15 protein-coding genes, 1 other RNA gene and 1 riboswitch are annotated in these 15,910 nt (G+C 37.2%); of the genes, 14 read left to right on the top strand and 2 right to left on the bottom strand.

Annotated elements, in window-relative coordinates:
• Positions 1-135: 135 nt before the first annotated feature.
• A complete protein-coding gene (locus BM012_RS05935; protein WP_061803653.1) occupies positions 136-1,224 on the bottom strand; it encodes a GntR family transcriptional regulator in 1,089 nt (362 codons plus the stop codon).
• Between the two features lie 165 nt (positions 1,225-1,389).
• On the opposite strand from BM012_RS05935, the gene BM012_RS05940 reads away from it, so the two are divergent.
• The 8 genes from BM012_RS05940 to BM012_RS05975 all read left to right on the top strand — a co-directional run bounded on the left by BM012_RS05940 (position 1,390) and on the right by BM012_RS05975 (position 8,655).
• Positions 1,390-1,593, top strand: coding sequence for a hypothetical protein (locus BM012_RS05940; protein WP_061803654.1), 204 nt, complete (start codon positions 1,390-1,392; stop codon positions 1,591-1,593).
• 131 nt (positions 1,594-1,724) lie between these two features.
• The gene (locus tag BM012_RS05945) at positions 1,725-3,971 is read left to right on the top strand and encodes a DEAD/DEAH box helicase (RefSeq protein ID WP_061803655.1); all 2,247 of its coding nucleotides are present in this window, start codon (positions 1,725-1,727) and stop codon (positions 3,969-3,971) included.
• A 26-nt stretch (positions 3,972-3,997) separates the two neighbouring features.
• On the top strand, positions 3,998-5,221 hold the full coding sequence (locus BM012_RS05950; protein WP_061803656.1) for a ribonuclease H-like domain-containing protein: 1,224 nt from the start codon (positions 3,998-4,000) through the stop codon (positions 5,219-5,221).
• A gap of 311 nt (positions 5,222-5,532) precedes the next feature.
• Complete coding sequence (locus tag BM012_RS05955; protein ID WP_061803657.1) at positions 5,533-5,796, top strand: spore coat protein; 264 nt, start codon at positions 5,533-5,535, stop codon at positions 5,794-5,796.
• Positions 5,797-5,853: 57 nt separating this feature from the next.
• Positions 5,854-6,399, top strand: coding sequence for an SLOG family protein (locus BM012_RS05960; RefSeq protein ID WP_061803658.1), 546 nt, complete (start codon positions 5,854-5,856; stop codon positions 6,397-6,399).
• 168 nt (positions 6,400-6,567) lie between these two features.
• Positions 6,568-6,897: a cell division regulator GpsB gene (gpsB, locus tag BM012_RS05965; RefSeq protein WP_061803659.1), complete on the top strand. Its 330-nt coding sequence runs from the start codon at positions 6,568-6,570 to the stop codon at positions 6,895-6,897.
• 78 nt (positions 6,898-6,975) lie between these two features.
• An RNA gene (gene rnpB, locus BM012_RS05970) (RNase P RNA component class B) lies at positions 6,976-7,363 on the top strand.
• Positions 7,364-7,503: 140 nt separating this feature from the next.
• Positions 7,504-8,655: a THUMP domain-containing class I SAM-dependent RNA methyltransferase gene (locus BM012_RS05975; RefSeq protein ID WP_061803660.1), complete on the top strand. Its 1,152-nt coding sequence runs from the start codon at positions 7,504-7,506 to the stop codon at positions 8,653-8,655.
• 43 nt (positions 8,656-8,698) lie between these two features.
• On the opposite strand, the gene BM012_RS05980 is transcribed toward BM012_RS05975, so the two are convergent.
• Positions 8,699-9,682: a Gfo/Idh/MocA family protein gene (locus BM012_RS05980; protein ID WP_061803661.1), complete on the bottom strand. Its 984-nt coding sequence runs from the start codon at positions 9,680-9,682 to the stop codon at positions 8,699-8,701.
• A gap of 132 nt (positions 9,683-9,814) precedes the next feature.
• Here BM012_RS05980 and BM012_RS05985 point away from each other — a divergent pair, with 132 nt between their 5' ends.
• The 6 genes from BM012_RS05985 (at position 9,815) to BM012_RS06010 (ending at position 15,655) form a co-directional block, all read left to right on the top strand.
• A complete protein-coding gene (locus tag BM012_RS05985; protein ID WP_061803662.1) occupies positions 9,815-10,006 on the top strand; it encodes a DUF3921 family protein in 192 nt (63 codons plus the stop codon).
• 78 nt (positions 10,007-10,084) lie between these two features.
• On the top strand, positions 10,085-11,593 hold the full coding sequence (locus BM012_RS05990; protein WP_061803663.1) for a carboxypeptidase M32: 1,509 nt from the start codon (positions 10,085-10,087) through the stop codon (positions 11,591-11,593).
• A gap of 138 nt (positions 11,594-11,731) precedes the next feature.
• A riboswitch (purine riboswitch) is annotated at positions 11,732-11,834 on the top strand.
• 151 nt (positions 11,835-11,985) lie between these two features.
• On the top strand, positions 11,986-12,576 hold the full coding sequence (locus BM012_RS05995) for a xanthine phosphoribosyltransferase (protein ID WP_061803664.1): 591 nt from the start codon (positions 11,986-11,988) through the stop codon (positions 12,574-12,576).
• On the top strand, positions 12,573-13,877 hold the full coding sequence (locus BM012_RS06000) for a nucleobase:cation symporter-2 family protein (protein WP_061803665.1): 1,305 nt from the start codon (positions 12,573-12,575) through the stop codon (positions 13,875-13,877). The genes BM012_RS05995 and BM012_RS06000 overlap by 4 nt, the downstream gene beginning before the upstream one ends.
• Before the next feature lie 125 nt (positions 13,878-14,002).
• Positions 14,003-15,091, top strand: a complete 1,089-nt coding sequence (locus BM012_RS06005; RefSeq protein ID WP_061803666.1) for a type III polyketide synthase — start codon at positions 14,003-14,005, stop codon at positions 15,089-15,091.
• 3 nt (positions 15,092-15,094) lie between these two features.
• The gene (locus BM012_RS06010) at positions 15,095-15,655 is read left to right on the top strand and encodes an isoprenylcysteine carboxyl methyltransferase family protein (RefSeq protein ID WP_061803667.1); all 561 of its coding nucleotides are present in this window, start codon (positions 15,095-15,097) and stop codon (positions 15,653-15,655) included.
• Positions 15,656-15,910 lie beyond the last annotated feature (255 nt).

The following is a 15,910-nucleotide window of genomic DNA, read 5'->3' on the forward strand; positions in this document are numbered from 1 at the left end:
GTTCTTCCCCCTTTGTATACTTAACAATAATAAAGAGAAAGCGCTTTCTTTGGAGTTGATTCTATAATTTATACGTATAAATGTCAATAGATAAAAAGTATGCATACAAAAAAACACCTATTAAAAAATAGATGTTTAATCTCTTATTTCTTTTGTTGATTCTCTTATGACAAGCTCTGGTTCGTATACAATTGATTCTACTTTTTTTGTAAGAGGTGATTCAATAAGTTTCAAAATCATATTTGCTGCGTCAATTCCCATCTGTTCTTTTGGATGCTTTATCGTTGTCAATTTAACGTCTACAATATTTGCGACCTGCGAGTCGTCATATCCAACAACTGATAAATCTTCTGGAATACTCAGGCCTAGTTCTTTAGCGATGCTCATCACAGTCAAAGCAACTTGATCGTTGTAGCATACAATACCAGTTGGGCGATTTGAATTTGTTAAACTTGCTTTAATACGCTGGGGTAACTCTTTCTTTTCCTCGTTTGTTCCATATGTAATAAAATCTCCTGGAACGGATAGAGAAGGATTTTGTTGATAAGCAGAAATAAAGCCATTCATCCGTTTTAACCCTTGGTGATCATCCGTTTTGAAAATTCCAAGGATTTTACGATGTCCAAGTGATAGCAAATGCTCAGTTGCCATATACCCGCCTTTTGTATCATCCATCGTAAGAGAAGGGAAATTTGTGTCTTGATATGTAGAGTGAATCATAACACAAGGCATGTTGCTTTTTTCTAAGTTTTTATAAAACCCAATGTTTTGACTAGGATAGGAGCTTTTAGTTGGCTCTACAATAATGCCCTCAATAGGATGTGAGAGTAAATTTTCTAAGCTTTTCCGTTCTAATGAAATGTCATGATGTGTACTAGAAAGTAAAAGTGAAAAAGAATGTTCTGACAGAACTTTTTCAATGCCAACAATAATGCTTGGGAAAATATAGTCAGCAATATGAGTCGTTAGCACAGCGATTGTTTTTGTGAGCGTTTGAGTTTCCTGTTTTTCTCGCCAATTTGAAACATACATTCCGCCACCTTGAATGCGATATAGATAATTTTCTACTTCTAAATCTCCAATCGCTCTGCGGATGGTATGTCGACTTACATGAAATTTTTCCATAAGCTGTGTTTCAGTTGGTAATTTATCATGCGGGGAAAACTTATCACTCATAAGCCACGATTTAATTTCGTCTTTTACAGTTTTATATTTTGGTTGCATTGTAATCCCTCCATCAATCTTACTAACATCATAACCATTTTATATGGTTCATACAAGAAAACAGAAAACCGATTTATAAAAATAAATCCTCATAAAAATAACAATTTCTATATTTGCACGTATAAATATTATAGTTTATTCATAGAAATCTCTTATATTGAAAGGGTGGGAGAAAATGAGGAGAAGTATTCAATTGGAGTTGATTTTGGAACTTTATTAGCTCGCTATAAAGGGAAAATCGCGTTTGAATGGGTAATGCCAAAGCTTATGCAAATTTTAGATGAGGAAGAGGAAAAATATATAGATAGAAGTAGGAGCGATGAACAAAGAAAGATTTTGTTCATCGCTTTATTTTGTGAAAAAACATAAATGAGAAGAAAGTATATTTAAATATGAAGAAAAGCGGAATTTTATGCTTTTATATTTAAAGTGAAAGGAAATATTTCTTATAGAAACCGAAACAAACATTCGATAGAATAAAAAGAATAGAGGTGACAAAAATGAAGCATAAAAAATCTTTAAAAGAGTTAATTGATAGATTAAGAGAGAATAAAAATATTGCCTATTGGCATGAAATTGAGCCAAAAGAAGCTAAAACAGTGAAAATCCCTGAAAGTATTGATGAGCGCATTAAGAGAGCACTGAAAAAACGAGGTGTTGAAGAGCTTTATACACATCAAGCAACAGCATATAAGGAAATTCAAGATGGGAAAAGTATTGTAGCTGTCACACCAACAGCTTCAGGGAAAACGATGTGTTATAATTTACCTGTTTTGCAGTCCATTGCTGAGAACGAAGAAAACCGAGCCCTCTACCTTTTTCCGACAAAGGCGCTTGCTCAAGATCAAAAAAGTGAGCTTAATGAAATCATTGATGAGATGGGAATTGATATTAAAAGTTACACGTATGACGGTGACACATCTCCTCAAATACGGCAAACGGTTCGAAAAGCAGGGCATATTGTGATTACAAATCCTGATATGCTTCATTCGGCTATTTTACCTCATCATACAAAATGGGTCTCTCTTTTTGAGAACCTAAAATATATAGTAATTGATGAACTTCACACATATCGAGGTATTTTTGGCAGTCATGTTACAAATGTTATCCGAAGATTAAAAAGAATTTGCAACTTTTATGGAAGTTATCCGCTCTTTATATGTACATCTGCAACAATTGCCAACCCGCTTGAGCTCGGAGAAGGGCTCACGGGAGAGAAGATGACGTTAATTGATAATAACGGAGCGCCAAGAGGAAGAAAACATTTTGTTTTCTACAATCCTCCCATTGTGAACAAGCCGCTTAATATAAGAAAAAGTGCAACAGTTGAAGTGAATGAACTTGCCAAAGATTTCTTGAAAAATAATGTTCAAACAATTGTGTTTGCAAGAAGTCGAGTGCGAGTTGAGATTATTTTAAGTCACTTAAAGGAGCTTGTGAAACGTGAGCTTGGACCAAAGTCGATCAGAGGATATCGAGGAGGCTATTTACCGAAACAGCGCCGAGAAATTGAAAGAGGCTTAAGAACAGGAGACATTATGGGAGTTGTGAGTACAAATGCCCTTGAGCTTGGTGTAGATATCGGTCAGCTTCAAGTTTGTGTTATGACAGGGTATCCTGGAACTGTTGCAAGTACATGGCAGCAGGCAGGAAGAGCGGGGAGAAAGCACGAGGAAGCGCTCATTGTGATGGTTGGAAGCTCTGCTCCAATGGATCAGTACGTCATTCAGCATCCAGACTATTTTTTTGAACGTTCACCTGAATTTGCGCGCATTAATCCAGATAACTTAGTTATTTTAGTTGATCATTTGAAATGTGCAGCATACGAACTTCCCTTTAGAAAAGGAGAAGTTTTTGGTGGAGTTGAGGTTGAAGACGTTTTAGAGTTTTTAGTGGAGGAAAGAGTACTTTACGAGTCAGGAGAAAAATGGTACTGGGCTAATGAGTCCTTCCCTGCTACAAATATTAGTCTTCGTTCAGCATCACAAGAAAATGTTGTGATTGTGGACATTTCTGAAACAGGAAATCGGCAAATTATTGGGGAAATGGATCGTTTTAGCGCTATGACCCTTCTTCATAAAGAAGCTATTTATCTTCATCAAGGTATTCAGTATCAAGTCGAAGAACTTGATTGGGAAGAAAAGAAAGCATACGTGAGAGAAGTTGACGTTGAGTATTTTACAGATGCAAACTTAGCGGTCAATTTAAAGGTGCTTGAAATTGACGAAAGCATGGAAAATAAGCATTCAAATGTTCACTATGGAGAAGTAGCGGTTAATGCAATGCCAACGATTTTTAAGAAAATCCGCTTAAGGACGTTTGAAAATATTGGATCCGGGCCAATTCACTTGCCGGAAGAAGAGCTTCATACAAGTTCAGCATGGTTTGAGCTAAAAGATGTAGGAGAATTTGAAGAAAAAGCACTAGAGCAAATTTTAGCAGGTATTTCAAATGTCCTGCGTCACGTTGTACCTATTCATGTTATGTGTGATCGCAATGATATATATGTTGTTCCCCAAATTAAAGCAACATATACAGGGCTTCCAACAGTCTTTTTGTATGATCGATACCCAGGTGGAATTGGTCTTAGTGAAAATGTGTTTAAGCGATTTGCTGAAATTAAAGAAGCAGCAAAGGATCTTATTGTAAGATGTCCATGTGAAGACGGCTGTCCGTCTTGTATTGGAACAGAAATTGATGCCCAAAACGCTAAAGAAAGAAGCTTAAAGCTGCTTGATTTATTATAGAAGGTTACTTAATCGGAGTGAAAAAAATGTCACTTAAAAATAAACTGGCGCGAATGAAATCACATTTGAATGTTAAAGAAGGAAAAGAAAAACCAAAATCGCGTCCTCCTGTAAAAAGTATTCCACATCTGGACGAGTGGGAAAACTTTAATACGACTGTTTACAAGGGAACAGAAGGATTTTGCTTAATTCGAGAAGTAAAATACCCGCTTGATTATAAACATGGCTTATACACATTCAAGGAGCTTGCTCATGTCATTGAAGGATGGAATGCAACGGATTATCATCATCCGTTATCCTCAAAAGGATATAGTACAAATGAACTCTTTTTCTTTGACACGGAAACAACAGGATTGAGCACTGGAGCGGGCACAACGATCTTTTTGCTCGGATATGCGCGGGTGGAACGAGATGGAGTTGTTTTTCGTCAGCATGTTTTACCTGATCAAAGTGGAGAAATTGCTTTTTATGAGAGTTTTTTACAGGAAGTGAACTATGAAGCCCTTGTCACGTACAATGGAAAATCCTTTGATTGGCCTATGGTAAAAACGCGTCATACTCTGCTTCGTGAACATCTGCCAAAGCTTCCTTCATTCGGTCACTTTGATTTACTGCATGCTGCAAGACGGTTATGGAAGCGTAAGTTAGAATCTGTCAAGCTTGTTAACGTTGAGAAAGAAATTTTAAATATTGAGCGTTATGATGACATCCCGGGTTTTTTAGCACCAATGATTTACTTTGACTATGTGGAAACAAAAAAAACTGAAGGTCTTATGAAAGTGATGCAGCATAATGAATACGATATTTTGTCGCTTATTACGTTATACATTCATCTATCAAAACATTTGTTGCAAAATGTTGATAGAACGTCTACAGAATCGTATGAAGTAGCAAGATGGTACGAAGCGCTCGGTGAAAAGGAAAGAGCAGTACGTCAATATGAAGAAGTAATCGATGGAGAGGACGAGGAAGCAGAAAAGGCGCTGTTTGCCTTAGGAATCCAGGCCAAACGTGAGAAAGAGTGGGAAAAAAGTCGAGGGTATTTTGGGAGAATTAAACGAACAAGAAACCTCATTATGCAAGCTCAAATTGAACTTGCTAAGCTTTATGAACATCAATTTAAAGACATAAAAGATGCAACTTTTCATGCCGAAAAAGCGTATAGTTATATAGACGAAACAACAAATGAACGTCTAAAACAAGAGCTTGAAAAAAGGTTGAAAAGATTGCGGAAAAAGGTTGCTCTGTAGCGCTTTTAAAAGGAATCATCGCATTGTGAAAATGTAATAAAATGTTGCTTGCTCATGTGATTTAGACTTGCTAAAATATTGCCATATCAAAAGAAAATAGAGAAAGATGGAGAGGTTTAAATGAGACAGATTTTACTAGTGTCTTTTTTTGCACTTGTCGGTTTAACAGTTGTTATATTCAGTAGTTTAAAAAATATAAACATGCTGTTTATGTGAAAAACTACCGAAATTAGGTGTTTATATTAGTACATGTAGTCCCCTTTCATCATAAGTTAGTATTGTACCAACAGAAAGGAAAGGGGAAATGAAAAATGTTTAAAAATCATTGTCATCGTCCGAAAGTATTGCCACCGATTGTTCATCCAACAAAATGTTGTACAACAAACAGCTATGAAGAAGTGATCGTACCACACATTCATCCATCGCACACGACACATGTTCATCACACAAATTTCAAACATCAGCATTACTTCCCGCATACTCAGTCTACTGAAAATGTGGTAACGAACCAGCAATTCAACTACGGACAACGCCCTCCGTACGGACAACGCCCTCCATTTGGAGGCGTCTACTAGAAAAGGGAGAAGGAACTAGATCTAGTTCCTTCTTTTATATAGATAGGAGGACAAGCATTGAGTCGTGTTGTAACAATAACAGGATATAAGCCATTTGAGCTTGGCGTGTTTTCTTCTTCACATCCTGGTATTGACTATATAAAAAAAGGAATAAAGAGACGCCTTTTGTCATTTATTGAACAAGGAGGCGAATGGGTCTTAATAAGTGGTCAGCTTGGTGTTGAGCTCTGGAGCGCTGAAGTTGTGCTTGATCTGCAGCTTGAATATCCCGACTTAAAACTAGCGATTTTAACTCCTTTTCTCCATCAAGAAGAAAATTGGAATGAAGAAAATAAAGAGTTTTATGAGTTTATTTGCGGAAGCGCTGACTTTTTTGACAGCATTTCAAAAAAGAAATATGAAAACCCAGCTCAGTTTAGAGCAAAGAATCAAATTTTTATGGCGAAAAGCGACAGTATGATTATTGTTTATGATGAGAATAATGAGGGAACACCACAGTATATGTATAAACTCGCTCAAAAGAAAGCAGAAACAGGAAATTATCCGGTTGATGTGATTACAATGGATGATTTGCAGGAAATTGTTAATGAAGACAGTTATTAGCTTTTTGTAACATTTTTGTAAAAGAAAATTGACAAGTGCCTCATTTTTTGAAAAAATAGAGGCAAGAGTTCTTTACTAATTTAAAGAAAAACGTTCGCGAGAGGCACTACATAGCGATTCGGTACAGAAAGCAGTTATCATGAAAAGGGTTATGTATGAGGTGAAAAAATGATTTCAGATAAAATTCAGTTAACGGCAAAGGAAATTTTAGAACAAGATTTTAAAACAAGTATGCGTGGTTATAACCAAGAGGAAGTTGATCAGTTTTTAGACACTATTATTAAAGACTATGAGAACTTTCAGCAGGAGCTAGAGGCTTTGCGCCAAGAAAACAATCGTTTGAAACGTCAGCTAACAGAGATGCCAAAACGTTCAGCACAGCAGCCTAGCCAGCCACAGGCGGCAACACAGCCACAAGCAGGTACAACAAATTTCGATATTTTAAAACGTCTTTCAAACTTAGAAAAGCACGTGTTTGGCAGCAAGTTATACGACTGATGGTAACTTTAACAAAAAAAAGAAGTTGCAAAGTGCGGTTATTTTTATTATACTAATCTTTGTCGCTATTCATGGTGGCGTTTTAGGTAATCGCTGCATTACTTTGATAATGTAGAGGAAAGTCCATGCTCGCACAAGCTGAGATGCTTGTAGTGTTCGTGCCTAGCCAATTCATAAGCTAGGGTAGCCTTATAAGGGCTAACGGCGGGGAAACAACCTAAGTCATTCGATATGGTTGGAATACTCTGAAAGTGCCACAGTGACGTAGTCTCACTAGAAATAGTGAGAGTGGAACGCGGTAAACCCCTCGAGCGAGAAACCCAAATAATGGTAGGGGCATCTTCCTAAAGGAACCAAACGGAGGGAAGGACGAAAGCTACGTGCTTTCGTAGATAAATGATTACCACCTGAGTACGAGGCTATATAGCCGCTTGCAGTACAACGGAACAGAACATGGCTTACGAAACGCTATTATGAACGGCTACACTGTAGCTTAAATAATTTCATTCCAACATCAGCTCTCCTAGCGTGGATTACTAGGAGAGTTTTTTTGTGGGAAATATTTTGATATGATATGAATGACTGAACATAATGAGGATGTGAACAATGAAAAAGCAATATACGCTAATTGCAACGGCTGCAATGGGTATTGAAGCAATCGTTGGCAAAGAAGTACAAGAATTAGGATATGAAGCAAATGTAAAAAACGGTCAAGTTGTTTTTAAAGGAGACGAGCTAGCTATTGCGCGTTCAAACCTTTGGCTTCGAACAGCGGATCGTGTGAAAATTAAAGTTGGTGAGTTTAAAGCAACAACATTTGATGAGCTCTTTGAAGGAACAAAAGCACTTGATTGGGGACGCTTTTTACCTGCTGATGCAAACTTTCCGGTAAGTGGAAAATCAGTAAAATCAAAGCTTTTTAGCGTTTCAGACTGTCAAGGTATTGTGAAAAAAGCCATTGTAGATAAAGTGAAGAGCCATTATGGAGTAAGAAGTGGATGGCTTGAAGAAACAGGACCGCTTTTTAAAATTGAAGTTTCGCTTTTAAAAGATATTGCAACAATTACAATTGATACGTCAGGTGCTGGATTACATAAGCGCGGCTACAGAACAGGACAAGGGGAAGCGCCGTTAAAAGAGACGCTCGCAGCAGCTCTTATTAAACTTACAACATGGCATCCAAATCGTCCGTTCCTTGATCCGTTCTGTGGGTCTGGAACAATTCCGATTGAAGCAGCTCTTATCGGTCAAAATATTGCTCCAGGTTTTAACCGTGAGTTTGACTCAGAACAGTGGCCATGGATGTCACAGGAAGTATGGGATAAAGCGCGCGAAGAAGCTGAAGATCTTGCAAACTATGATCAACCGCTTGATATTGCAGGATATGATATTAACCACAAAATGATTGATATTGCAAAAAATAATGCCATTGAAGCAGGTCTTGGAGATTTGGTTGAATTCAAGCAAATGCAGGCAAGTGACCTTACGTCAAACAAAGAATATGGAGTTATTGTGGCGAATCCTCCTTATGGTGAACGTATGCAAGAGCGCAAGCAAGTTGAACGCTTGTACGAAGAAATCGGCATATCGTTTAACAAGCTTGATACTTGGAGCGCTTATATTATTACGTCACATAAAGGATTCGAACAGTTTTACGGAAAACAAGCAACAAAGAAACGTAAATTGTTTAATGGCTTTATTGAAACAAATTATTATCAATATTGGGGACCACGTCCACCGCGAAAGCCTCAATCATAAAATAAGGGTTGAAAAAGCAGTGCTTTTTCAACCCTTATTTTTTTTATTGATCAGCGGGAAAAACAAGACCGATTTGTTTTCTGATGTCTGTTAAAACTTTTGCTGTTATAAGTGAATTTTCATGTGAATTTACTTTTGATTCTAAACGTCCTTCCTTAATGAGCGTTAAGAATTCTTTTGTTTCAGCATACATTGCTTTTTCATTTTGCTCTACGCTAATGTCTTCTTGTTCACCATTACGGTAATAAATGTGTGCTTTTTTCGGCGTGTGAATTTCATCAATTACCATGTTTCCTTCTTCACCTTGAATTTCAGAAGGAAGAGAAGAATTAGTGATTTTAGAATACGTAATAACGGCTTCCATATCTTCGTATGTAAGAATGATGCTTCCTTGTCCATCAACTCCTGAAGAAAGCATTGTTGCTTCTGCTTTTACGCTTTTTGGTTGACCAAAGAGGACAATGAGAGGATAAAGGCAGTATACACCAAGATCCATAAGTGCGCCGTTTGAAAATTGTGGATTAAATGCGTTTAAGACAGTCCCTTCTTTAAATGCATCATAGCGCGATGAGTACTGACAATAGTTCCCAACATAGCGGCGGACAGTCCCTAGTTTATGGACATTTTCTTTTATGTTTAGGAAGGTTGGTAGAAGCGTTGCTTTCATAGCTTCCATAAATACTACTTTTTGTTCTTGAGCTGTTTTAATCATATTTTCTACTTCAGCTGCATTTGAAGCGAGCGGTTTCTCACATAAAACATGAATACCATGCTTCATACAAAGAATAGCTTGGTCATGATGCAAAGAGTTTGGACTTGCAATGTAAACTGCATCAATTTCGTTGCTTTTTGCCATTTCTTCAATAGAAGTAAAGGTAAAAGAAGCACCTGTTTTATGAGCAAATTCGCGCGCTTTCTCTTCTGTTCTTGAATAGACAGACGTAAGAGAGAAATCATCGAGTTCTTTAGCTGCATCAATAAAACGCTCTGTTATCCAGTTGGTCCCAATAACGCCAAATCGTATCATTTTTGTTCCTCCTTCAACTTTCTATAGTAAGTATATCCTTTTATGAAAAAGACGACAATAAAAGAAGGCATAGAACCAGAATCCTTGAATATAGTAGAGGTATTCATGAAAAATATAAGGAGGAATGCTTGAATGAAAGAACGTATCAACTTTTCTCTTATCCAGCAAGCGTTGGAGAGAAGTTACAATGAGTTAAACGGGACAGGCGAAATGTCTGAGACCACAGCAACTGAGTTTGCAAATGCGAGAGAAGATTTACTTGCTGCTCAAAACTATGAAATGCTTGTTGGAAAACGATATTCCTATTATATCTCACATAAGTAAGTAGGGATGCTAAAATCAGCATCCTTTTTTTGTTTTATGATACGATAGGAATAAGTAACCAAAAGGAGTGTGCAGTGGATGGATATAAATAAACGAAAAGAGGAATTTCACGCATATGTTGAGAAAATGGGAGGATATGAGGAAGCTGTAAACGTAATGTATTGGGATATGCGAACAGGAGCTCCGAAAAAAGGAGTAAAGCAGCGTTCTAACGTTTTGGCTATGCTCTCAAGCGATATTTTCTCGATGTCTATTTCAGATGAAATGGCCGGGTATATAAAGGATTTAGGAGACGAAGCGGTTAAAAAAGAGCTTGACGCTATTACGCTAAAAATGGTTGAAGAATGTAAAAAAGACTATGAGCAAAATCAAAAAATTCCAGAGCAAGAATATCGTGAATATGTAATGCTAACTTCTGAAGCAGGAAGCATCTGGGAAGAAGCAAAAGAGAAAGGTGACTTTTCTCTTTTCGAACCGTACTTGGAACGGATTGTAGCATTTAATCAAAAGTTTGCAGAGTACTGGGGATATGAGGGGCACAAATATAACGCTCTTCTCGATACATACGAACCAGGCGTTACAGTAGAAACGCTTGACCGTGTTTTTGGAGATTTAAAAGAAACGCTTTTGTCTCTTTTACAAAAAGTCCAAAAAGCTGAGTCTCCTAAAACAGATTTTTTATATGAAAAATTTCCAAAGGAAAAACAAGAAGCATTTAGCATAGAAATATTAAAAGAACTTGATTATGATTTTGAAGCAGGCCGCCTTGATGAAACAGTTCATCCGTTTGCAATTGGACTTAATCCAGGAGATGTTAGGATTACAACCAAATATGATGAAAGCGATTTTCGCGTTGCCATTTTTGGAACAATTCATGAGTGCGGACACGCTGTATATGAACAAAACATTTCAAAAGAGCTTGTTGGAACAAATCTTTGCACAGGAACGTCAATGGGAATTCATGAATCACAGTCTCTTTTTTATGAGCTTATGATTGGGCGAACAAAAGCATTTTGGGAGCGTCATTATGAAGCGTTGAAAGAACATGGAGGTTCCCAATTTCAAAACGTCGATCTTGATGAGTTTTATCGAGCGGTAAATGAAGTGAAACCTTCACTTATTCGTATTGAAGCAGATGAATTAACGTATGTTCTTCATATTATTATCCGTTATGAAATTGAGAAAGCACTAATAAACGGAGAAATCGAAGTAAAAGACTTGCCAGCGATTTGGAATGACAAATATGAAGAATACCTAGGAGTTCGTCCAGCACACGATGGAGAAGGAGTGCTTCAAGACGTACACTGGTCTGATGGAAGCTTTGGTTATTTTCCTTCTTATGCTCTTGGCTATATTTATGCAGCACAGCTAAAAAATACACTTGTAAAAGATATCCCAGACTTTGAAGAACGAATTCAACAAGGAAAAGTGACTGAGATAAGAGCATGGTTGACAAAACATATTCATCAATATGGAAAATTAAAAGATCCGTTAGAACTATTAAAAGCAGCAACAGGAGAGGGATTAGAAGCTCGCTATTTAGTTGAACATTTAACAGAAAAATATAGCAAGCTTTATAATCTATAAAAGAGCAATAAAAAGAAAATTAAAATAATGACGAATATTCAAGCTTAAAACCTTAGTGAAAGTTCGACTTTTTTAAAATACCCTCTTTTCATAGGGAAGAATAGCTGTTATAATTCAACATATCATCTTAATAAAATAAGATTCATATGTATTGTAACTCATATAATTGCGAGAATATGGCTCGCTAAGTTTCTACCGGATTACCGTAAATAATTCGACTATGAGTAGGCAGCACGTCTTTTAGTTTACACAAAGGTTTTTTTAGGTTTCTTTGTGTAACGTCTAGAGAGTCATTATGAGCTCAGGACATCCGGTGCGCTACTCGCGAAAAAGAGAAGCGTTTATCGGAAGTTCTGGGCTCTTTTTTATTAACACACTATGGAGGGTAACTCATGAAAGCTTTACAAGAAAAGATTGAAAAAGAAGGCGTTATTTTATCTGAAACAGTACTTAAAGTAAACTCATTTTTAAATCATCAAATTGATCCGTTTCTTATGCAAGAAATCGGTAAGGAGTTTGCAAAGCGATTTCAGAAAGATGGTATTACTAAAATTTTAACGCTAGAATCTTCAGGTATCGCTCCATCATTGATGACAGCACTTGAACTGAATGTTCCACTTGTTTTTGCTCGTAAAAAGAAATCATTAACATTAAATGAAGGTGTACTAACAGCGAAAGTTTATTCTTTTACGAAGCAAGAAGAAAATGAGATTACCGTATCAGGAGAGTTTCTTCATAAAGATGACCGTGTACTTGTTATTGATGACTTTTTAGCAAATGGGCAAGCAGCACTTGGTTTAATTGATATTGTAAGAGAGGCAGGGGCAGAGTTTGTCGGCCTTGGCATTGTAATTGAAAAAGTATTTCAAAACGGCGGGCAAATGCTGCGTGAAAAAGGGATTCGAATTGAATCACTTGCACCAATTCGTTCACTTGAAAATGGCGCTGTTTCATTTGCTAAAGAGGAGGAGCTTGTTCGATGAGTAACTGGAAAGTGTTCTCACTAGGCTTTCAGCATGTTTTAGCGATGTATGGTGGAGCCGTTGTTGTACCGCTTATTGTAGGGGGAGCACTTGGATTAACAAGCGCTCAGCTTACGTATCTTGTAGCTATTGATTTATTAATGTGTGGGGTTGCGACGCTTCTTCAAGTTTTACGAACAGGATATGTTGGAATTGGGTTACCGGTTGTACTTGGGTGTACATTTACAGCTGTTGGTCCAATGATTGCTATTGGCACTTCATACGGTATTCAGTCTATTTATGGTTCAATTCTTGTCGCAGGTCTTGTTGTCATTGTGATCGCCCAATTTTTCGGTAAGCTTGTGCGCTTTTTCCCTCCTGTTGTAACAGGATCTGTTGTTACGATTATCGGGATTACACTTATTCCAACAGCCATGCAAAACCTTGGCGGTGGAGATGGAAGCAAAGATTTTGGTGCTCTTTCAAATATTGTATTAGGATTTGGAGTTTTACTTTTCATTCTTTGTATTTATCGTTTTGCAAAAGGGTTCCTTCGATCTGTTGCTATTTTGCTTGGCCTTGTCGGAGGAACTGTTGTCGCTTATTTCATGGGAAAAGTGGATTTATCAGCTGTAACAGAAGCATCTTGGTTCCATATGCCTCACTTCTTTTACTTTGGAGCTCCTGAATTTAATATAACAGCTATCATTACAATGGTTCTTGTTGCAGTGGTAAGTCTTGTTGAATCATCAGGGGTTTATTTTGCACTTGGCGACATTTGTAAAAAAGAAATTTCTGAGAAAGATCTTGCAAACGGATATCGTGCAGAAGGTCTTGCGATCCTTTTAGGAGGACTTTTCAATGCTTTTCCGTACACAACTTATTCTCAGAACGTGGGAATTATCCAACTTTCAGGTATTAAGTCACGTAAAGTTATTTTCACAGCAAGCGGTATTCTAATTGTCCTTGGTTTTGCTCCAAAAATCGCAGCCTTTACAACCGTAATCCCAAACCCTGTTTTAGGTGGGGCGATGATTGCCATGTTCGGAACAGTCATTGCATACGGAATTAAAATGTTAAGTACTGTTGATTTCTCAGCTCAAGAAAACTTGCTTGTTATCGCGTGTTCGGTAGGTATGGGACTTGGTGTAACGGTGGTTCCAGATCTTTTTGCAAACTTACCACAAAGTTTGCAAATTCTAACAAGCAATGGAATCGTTGCGGGAAGCCTTACAGCGATTGTATTGAATATTTTCTTTAATATCATTAAAGTTCGCAAAGCTCAAAATGTAAAAAGTTTGCATGAAGAGAGAGTTGTTTAACTGAGAAAAAGCCCTAGCTTCTCTAGATAGAAGTTAGGGCTTTTTTTAGTTTAAAAGGAATTTTTTGTATAAAAACATCCTTCTAGAAGAAAGATAAAAGTATTCTATGAAGGAGGCGGGTTCATTTGCCAAAAGTCATCTCAGTGGGGGTCGGTACACCACCTCATAAACTTTTACAAGAAGAGACACTCCAATTTGCACGAGAAATGTTTTCTTCTTCTTTCTCAGATATTGAGCGTCTTCTTAAAGTATTTCAAAATGGCGATATTAAAACCCGTTACTTCGCACAGCCGCTCGATTGGTATAAAGAAAATCATACCTTTGAAGAGAAAAATGAAGCTTTTATTCATAATGCCATAAAGTTTGGAATAAATGCTATTAAAGATTGTATAAGAGAAAATGAGTTTTTGGAAAAAACAGTTCCAGTAGAAGAAATTGATGCGATTTTTTTTATTTCAACAACAGGGCTTTCAACGCCGAGCATTGAAGCACGTATTATGAACAAGCTTCCTTTTTCATTACATACAAAGCGCATTCCTGTTTGGGGACTAGGCTGTGCTGGAGGAGCCTCCGGATTATCACGCGCATATGAGTATTGTCTTGCATATCCAAAAGCAAAGGTGCTTCTTTTATCTGTTGAGCTCTGCAGCTTAACATTTCAGCGTGATGATCAATCAAAAAGTAATCTTGTAGGGACGTCGCTTTTTTCAGATGGTGTAGCATGTGTGCTTCTTGCAGGAGATGAAGCAACAGGAATACATAGTAAGAAAAAAAGACTTCCTTCTATTAAGGGAGTAGAGTCAACACTTATGCCAAACTCCGAAGATGTGATGGGCTGGGATATCCGTAATAACGGGTTATATGTCGTTTTTTCAAGAGATATTCCTTCTATCGTTCGCTCGTGGCTTGGTGATCAAGTAAAAGAGTTTTTAAAGAAGTATAGTCTTACTGAGCAGCATATTAAACATTTTGTCGCTCATCCAGGCGGGAAAAAAGTATTAAAAGCATACCGAGAAACGCTGAACTTTAGTGAAGAGATGACAGAAACATCTTCTCATGTGCTTCAAAGTTTCGGAAACATGTCATCAGCAACTGTTCTTTATGTATTAAAAGAATTCTTACAACAAGAAATAACTGAACAAGACTATGGAATTGTAACAGCATTAGGACCTGGGTTCAGCTCTGAGCTGCTTCTCTTGAAATGGGAGGGATAAACAATGTTTTTATTTCTTTTTCTTATTGTACAGCGTCTTGCTGAGCTCTTTGTAGCAAAGCGAAACGAGCGATGGATGAAGGAAAAGGGAGCCATTGAGCATGGCCAAGAACACTATCCGCTTATGGTCGTTATTCATCTCCTATTTTTTGTTTCACTTGGTGGGGAAGCTTTTTTATGGAGGGAATTTCAAGGTGAGGTAATTGGTCTCCTTTTTATTTTATTTGTAGTTGTTCAAGTTATCAGGGTGTGGGCTTTAGTTTCGCTTGGACGCTTTTGGAATACAAAAATTTTGATTTTAAAAGATGCAAACGTTGTATTAAAAGGGCCTTATAAGTACATTAAGCATCCGAATTACTTTGTTGTTACATGTGAATTCTTGCTAGTGCCGCTTATTCTTCATGCTTATGCAACTCTTGTTGCATTTTCGTTATTGAACCTTTGTATCTTATCTGTTCGAATCAGCGCTGAAGAAGAAGCATTAGAGAAGTGGACAGATTATGAAAGTGCTATGGAAAATAAGGGTCGCTTCTTCTTTTTTCGAAAAAGAGTGAATATTGATTAAAAAAGTAATTGAAAATGATTATCTTTAATGATACACTACTGATAAAGATTATCACTATCAATGTGAGGTGTTAACAATGTTAAGCATGATCATTGCGGGTGTTGTTGTAGCGTACGGTGCTGTAGCAACTTATATGTTAAAAGGTGTAAAGAAAGCACAGAAACAGATCCAATAAGAAAAAAGGCGAAGCAGATGCTCGTCTTTTTTTGTTTGTCCAAAAACTGTCTATTTTTCGTATAAATTTTCTGAAGAATC

The organism is Priestia endophytica DSM 13796, assembly GCF_900115845.1.
Taxonomy (GTDB): domain Bacteria; phylum Bacillota; class Bacilli; order Bacillales; family Bacillaceae_H; genus Bacillus_I; species Bacillus_I endophytica.

Coding starts and splice junctions, on each gene's coding strand:
- BM012_RS05935 (WP_061803653.1), bottom strand. CDS start 1,224: ATGCAACCAAAATATAAAACTGTAAAAGACGAAATTAAATCGTGGCTT.
- BM012_RS05945 (WP_061803655.1), top strand. CDS start 1,725: ATGAAGCATAAAAAATCTTTAAAAGAGTTAATTGATAGATTAAGAGAG.
- BM012_RS05950 (WP_061803656.1), top strand. CDS start 3,998: ATGTCACTTAAAAATAAACTGGCGCGAATGAAATCACATTTGAATGTT.
- BM012_RS05955 (WP_061803657.1), top strand. CDS start 5,533: ATGTTTAAAAATCATTGTCATCGTCCGAAAGTATTGCCACCGATTGTT.
- gpsB (WP_061803659.1), top strand. CDS start 6,568: ATGATTTCAGATAAAATTCAGTTAACGGCAAAGGAAATTTTAGAACAA.
- BM012_RS05975 (WP_061803660.1), top strand. CDS start 7,504: ATGAAAAAGCAATATACGCTAATTGCAACGGCTGCAATGGGTATTGAA.
- BM012_RS05980 (WP_061803661.1), bottom strand. CDS start 9,682: ATGATACGATTTGGCGTTATTGGGACCAACTGGATAACAGAGCGTTTT.
- BM012_RS05985 (WP_061803662.1), top strand. CDS start 9,815: ATGAAAGAACGTATCAACTTTTCTCTTATCCAGCAAGCGTTGGAGAGA.
- BM012_RS05990 (WP_061803663.1), top strand. CDS start 10,085: ATGGATATAAATAAACGAAAAGAGGAATTTCACGCATATGTTGAGAAA.
- BM012_RS05995 (WP_061803664.1), top strand. CDS start 11,986: ATGAAAGCTTTACAAGAAAAGATTGAAAAAGAAGGCGTTATTTTATCT.
- BM012_RS06000 (WP_061803665.1), top strand. CDS start 12,573: ATGAGTAACTGGAAAGTGTTCTCACTAGGCTTTCAGCATGTTTTAGCG.
- BM012_RS06010 (WP_061803667.1), top strand. CDS start 15,095: ATGTTTTTATTTCTTTTTCTTATTGTACAGCGTCTTGCTGAGCTCTTT.